This window comes from Pantoea sp. JV6, assembly GCF_025910055.1.
Lineage (GTDB): Bacteria > Pseudomonadota > Gammaproteobacteria > Enterobacterales > Enterobacteriaceae > Pantoea > Pantoea agglomerans.
Genome location: NZ_JAPCIM010000011.1, coordinates 1 through 5,194, shown reverse-complemented (window position 1 = coordinate 5,194; position 5,194 = coordinate 1). Strand labels below are relative to the sequence as shown.

At 47.8% G+C, this 5,194-nt stretch carries 4 protein-coding genes; all 4 read left to right on the top strand.

The annotated features are described in order from the left end of the window. Positions 1-1,510: type VI secretion system Vgr family protein (locus OK412_RS10200; protein ID WP_264353144.1), on the top strand; the 1,510-nt coding region annotated here is incomplete at its 5' end. Positions 1,511-1,512: 2 nt separating this feature from the next. Continuing rightward, positions 1,513-2,307, top strand: coding sequence for a DcrB-related protein (locus OK412_RS10195; protein WP_264353143.1), 795 nt, complete (start codon positions 1,513-1,515; stop codon positions 2,305-2,307). A gap of 3 nt (positions 2,308-2,310) precedes the next feature. Further along, complete coding sequence (locus OK412_RS10190) at positions 2,311-3,648, top strand: PAAR domain-containing protein (RefSeq protein ID WP_264353142.1); 1,338 nt, start codon at positions 2,311-2,313, stop codon at positions 3,646-3,648. Then, positions 3,645-4,736: an ADP-ribosylarginine hydrolase Tri1 gene (gene tri1, locus OK412_RS10185; protein ID WP_033779352.1), complete on the top strand. Its 1,092-nt coding sequence runs from the start codon at positions 3,645-3,647 to the stop codon at positions 4,734-4,736. Before OK412_RS10190 ends, tri1 begins: the two co-directional genes overlap by 4 nt. Positions 4,737-5,194: the final 458 nt, after the last annotated feature.

Sequence of the window (5,194 nt, the reverse complement as noted above, 5' to 3'; positions counted from 1 at the left end):
ACAGTATCAGGAGAGCAGCCTGGACTTTATCAGCCGCCTGATGGAGCTGGAGGGGATTTACTACTTCTTCCGCCACGAGGCGGACAGACACACGCTGGTGCTGTGCGACGCGCCGGACCAGCATCAGGCGTTTCCGGGCTATGAGACCATTGCCTATCACGTCACCCCGTCGGGCGGCGTGGTCACTGAAGAGGGTATCAGCCAGTGGTCGCTGGCGGAGAGCGTGACGCCGGGCATCTACAGCACCGACGACTACGACTTCCGCAAGCCGAACGCCTGGATGCTGCAGGCGCGGCAGAACCCGGCGTCGCCGGTGCCGGGGTCGGTGGACGTCTACGACTGGCCGGGCCATTTTGTCGACCACAGCCACGGCGAGTCCTACGCGCGCATCCGTCAGGAGGTGTGGCAGGCCGAGCACCACAGCGTCAGCGGGTCGGGCACGGCCACCGGCATCGCGCCGGGCTTTACCTTCTCGATCATCAACGCGCCGCACTTCAGCGACAACGGCGAGTATCTGGTGACCTCGGCGACCTATGACTTTGCCGAGAACGCCTACGCCAGCGGCGACACCGGCGACAGCCGTCACAACATCCACTTCACGGTGCTGCCGTCGTCAGTGACCTACCGCACGCCGCCGGAAACGGCGTGGCCGAAAACGCACGGCCCGCAGACCGCGAAGGTGGTGGGACCCAAAGGCGAGTCGATCTGGACCGACCGCTACGGGCGGGTAAAGGTGAAGTTTCACTGGGACCGGCTGGCGAAGGGCGACGATACCAGCTCATGCTGGGTGCGCGTTTCCAGCGCCTGGGCCGGCCAGGGATTTGGCGGGGTGCAGATCCCGCGAGTGAACGACGAAGTGGTGGTGGACTTTATCAACGGCGATCCGGATCGTCCGCTGATTATCGGCCGGGTTTACAACGAGGCGAGCATGCCGCCGTGGGCGCTGCCGGCAGCGGCGACGCAGATGGGGTTTTTGAGCCGGTCGAAGGATGGCACGGCGGACACCGCGAACGCGTTAAGGTTTGAGGATAAGTCGGGTGAGGAACACCTGTGGATTCAGGCGCAGAAGAACATGGATACCCATGTTAAAAATGATGAATCACACAGTGTTGTAAATAACAGGACAGTTTCGGTAGGTGCTAATAATGAGACGCGAGTGGATGGTGACCATACTCTCGGCACTCAGGGAAATAGTAAAACGCTGACAACGGGCAATCGTACTGAACAGGCCTTTGCTTCTTACACAATTGCAGCCGGAGATACTGTAATGATCGAGTGTGGTCTCAGCGCGATTGAGTTAACTAAAGAAGGTGCGATTAATTTCATTGGTGAAAATTTTAATATTACCGTCAACGGCAATGGGGAGATTAATACTAAAGGTGGTGAGTTACATTTAAATCCAGAAGGAGGAAGTGCTGCAGTAATTGCACCGGGTAGTGGACATAAAAATAAAATAAAAAATGAAATTGAAAACTACTTTTCTTCATCAACAGAAAATACTAAAGGATAAAAATGGCCACCTATACTCTTCAGGAAGCTTCAATTGAATTGCCCGATATATTCAAAGACCGGACAATGAATCTTTTTACGATCAGTGAAAATAACGCGAGTGAGTTTACGTTCGTAGTATCTCGCGCATCTGCTTTTCATGACGATACAGTACAAAAAGTGGCCGCAAGAATTATCAATGAGATGAGTGTGACTGTTCCCGCTTTCGTAAGCGTAACATCACAACTGATCGAGATAGATAATCTGCCTGCAGTTGAGCTTTTTTATCACTTTGAAAATGACGGCGCTGAGATCTGGCAAAAACAATCGATTGTTTTACTTGATGATGACGCCGGGGGTAAAAAGATTTTTTGCTATATTGGAACATGCCCAGGTCGTTTTAATGATTATTATACTAAGCAATATCATGAGATTATTAACAGTGTTAAATTTAATTCTTTCGATTCTGATCATGAGCCTGTGCCGATAGCAGCTGATGCATCGGGAATTTTCTTTTCTTTTGATAAAGATACTAAAGTGCTCACGGCACATGAAACGGTGACATTACTTTATCAGAATGTTGATTTAAAAAGAGCATTGAATGGTAGCTATTTGTTCTTTGACTCAGCGGGAAGCCCATTACATATCGCCGCATTAAATAACGAAGAGCCGTTACGCTATGCATTATGGACATCACCGCACAGGAAAAGCTCATCTTTAAGAGATGTTCTTGGTATGGCAAAAGCATTTAAAGGACCAGCAGAGCTCTCCAGCGAACAACAGATCCTTGCGTTTCTTCAGAGACATGAGGATGTATAAATCATGGCTGAATTCAATGCTGCCAGGGAGCAGGACGAGGTAGCTCATACAGCCTCCAAAGGCTGGATGATCGCCGGTTTAATTGGCGGTGCGATATTGGGTGCAGCAGCCGTTGTTGTTACCGGTGGAGCGGCTCTGGTGGTCGTATCCGCAGCAGCAGCCGGTGCCTGCGCCGCCGGAGGAGTGGGTGAGGTGCTTGGCAGCATGTCATGGGCTCCGCGGCACAACACTGGCAAACTGTTATCCGGATCGCCGAATGTTTTCACTAACAGCAGAGCAGCGATACGGGCACATTTATCCAAAGGCGACTGCGATGAGCACAGTGGCTCATTGCAACTGGTAGCTGAAGGTTCCGATAAGGTTTTTATTAATAACTTTCCTGCCGCCCGTATCGGAGACCGTTTGACCTGCAGTGCGGAGATATCTGGTGGTTCCGCAAATGTGTTTATTGGCGGAGGTAAACTTCAGACTGACGACATCAATCCCGAAATCCCCGGCTGGGTGAACTGGTTGATGATGGGGGTAGGGACTGCTGCCGTCGCGGTGCTGGCTTCTCCGGCTATTGCGCTGCTAGGGTTAGCAGGCGCGATGGGCGGCGGTTACGCCGGCAATTGGGTAGGTGGCAGACTGTTCGGGGAAGGCTCTGACGAACAAAAGTGGTCTATGCTGGTGGGCAGTTTTGTCGGTGGGGCATTTGGTGGCAAAGGGGGCATGAAGTTTGATGCCTGGCGTGCTGTCAAAACGGGTGAGAACGTTGAGGTTGTACCTGAAGTTGTAGCTGAACCTGTTGTTCCGAAAATGCCTTTGTCTGAGGCTGTTGGAAAGGCCCAGGCGGATGAATGGATTGCAGCAGGACGTGCAAACGCATTGAGCAATAATGCGGTGAAGTCTGCAATGCTAACGGATGATCAAGTGGGAGCTTTATATGGCTATACCACGAATGAGGGTTACACAGCATTAAATCCAGCATTAAGAGGTCAAACTCCATTAACTCCTGAATTAGAAGCCTTTGCCGCACATGCTAAGGATGGCCTTTCCAAGCTCCCTCCTTATAAAGGACTTTCATATCGAGGGATAAATTCCCTTCCTGAAGAAGTACTTGCTAAAAATCAGCCTGGTAACATTGTTTCAGATGGTGCATTTATGAATACATCCTCAAATGAACCATTTCAAGGTAACATATTGATTAAAGTTAATGGTGCTTCCGGGCGAGACGTGGCATTTTTATCAGAGTATCCTCTTGAAGCGGAAGTTTTATACCCTCCAGACACACAATTTAAAGTTATCGAAAGAATTGATGATGGCGGGAATATTACATTGACTTATAAGGAGTTTTTATGATTGATCTTAGGGCTAATGATGATGCGCTTTTCATTTATGCCAGACGTTACGCTCATTTAATACCCCAGGCATCACGGCAGTTGATGAACAGAATGTCTTATGAACAAAAACCTTTACGCGCTAAACCTGAGGACGCTCTCAAGCCAGAATGGGCGAAATCTTTACCTCAGAAAATTACTGATGAACAGGCATTAGATAAATGTCGGGGCGCTTTGATGGGGTTGGCGGTTGGAGACGCTATCGGCACAACGCTAGAATTTATGCCAAGAGATAAAGCTCGCGTTGATGACATGATTGGCGGGGGACCTTTTTCTCTTAAACCCGGTGAGTGGACTGATGACACCTCGATGGCGCTGTGTCTCGCTGAAACTTATATTGAAAGCAATAAATGTGATATTACCTTGTTCCGAAAAAAGCTACTCAACTGGTATAAGAATGGGACAAATAGTTCTAATGGCGTATGCTTTGATATAGGTAATACAACGCGCTATGCGCTTGAGCAGTTTGTCCTTCATGGACCAACCTGGATGGGAAATACTTCTCCTGAGACTGCAGGGAATGCAGCATTAATCCGCCATGCACCTACTGCTATTTTCAGAAGGAAATCGTTTATTGACGGTTGGCGAGATGCGATACTACAGAGTGAGGCTACACATTGTGCCGCAGAGTCTATAGATAGCTGTCGCTTTTTTAATGTCATGCTTCATTACATCTTAAATGGTTACAGTAAGAGTGAAAGCTTTGCTCCTCATCTTATGGGATCAACATTACGTGTATTAATCATCAATGCCGGTGAATATAAAGAAAAGCATCGTGATCAAATCCGCTCCTCTGGTTATGTCATCGACACTCTGGAAGCCGCCTTATGGGCCGTCTGGCATACAGACAATTTCAAAGATGCCATTTTGCTGGCGGCAAATCTTGCTGATGACGCTGATAGTGTGGCAGCAACGGCTGGTCAGTTAGCGGGCGCATTGTATGGACTGTCAGGCATTCCTCAGGAGTGGGTTAATAAAATAGTCGATAAAGACAGAATTCTTGCGCTGGCCGAAAAGCTGTTTCACTTAGCACCTGAAGAGAAAGATTGATGATAAGATCCCATATCTGAAGTATGGGATTTTTTTATAAATAAAAAGATTGAAGTTGAAGTGGTTTCTAATCACATTCACTAAACTGTAAAGGCATTTCGCTGAACTTGATCTGAGTAATAATGCATTGTTCGTTATTTATAAATTAAAATTATTCAAAAAATAATTTTCTCCTTGTGTTTTCTGGTTGATATCCAAAAGATATGTTGACTAAAAAATTATTGCGCTGACCATGTTCATAAATGTTTCTCGTTTTTTTAATCGGGATTTTTGATAAATAATTTCATCCTGAAATCCATTGCTTCTAATCAGAAGATGCTTTAAATAAAAAATCATTTACCTTCCACGTTTACTGACTCGCTTCACCGTCAGTTCTGTCTGTACGGAAAAAAACTATGTTCTCACGCATTACTGCACAGCTGCCGGCGGACGGCCTGCTGTTCCATACGCTTAAGGGG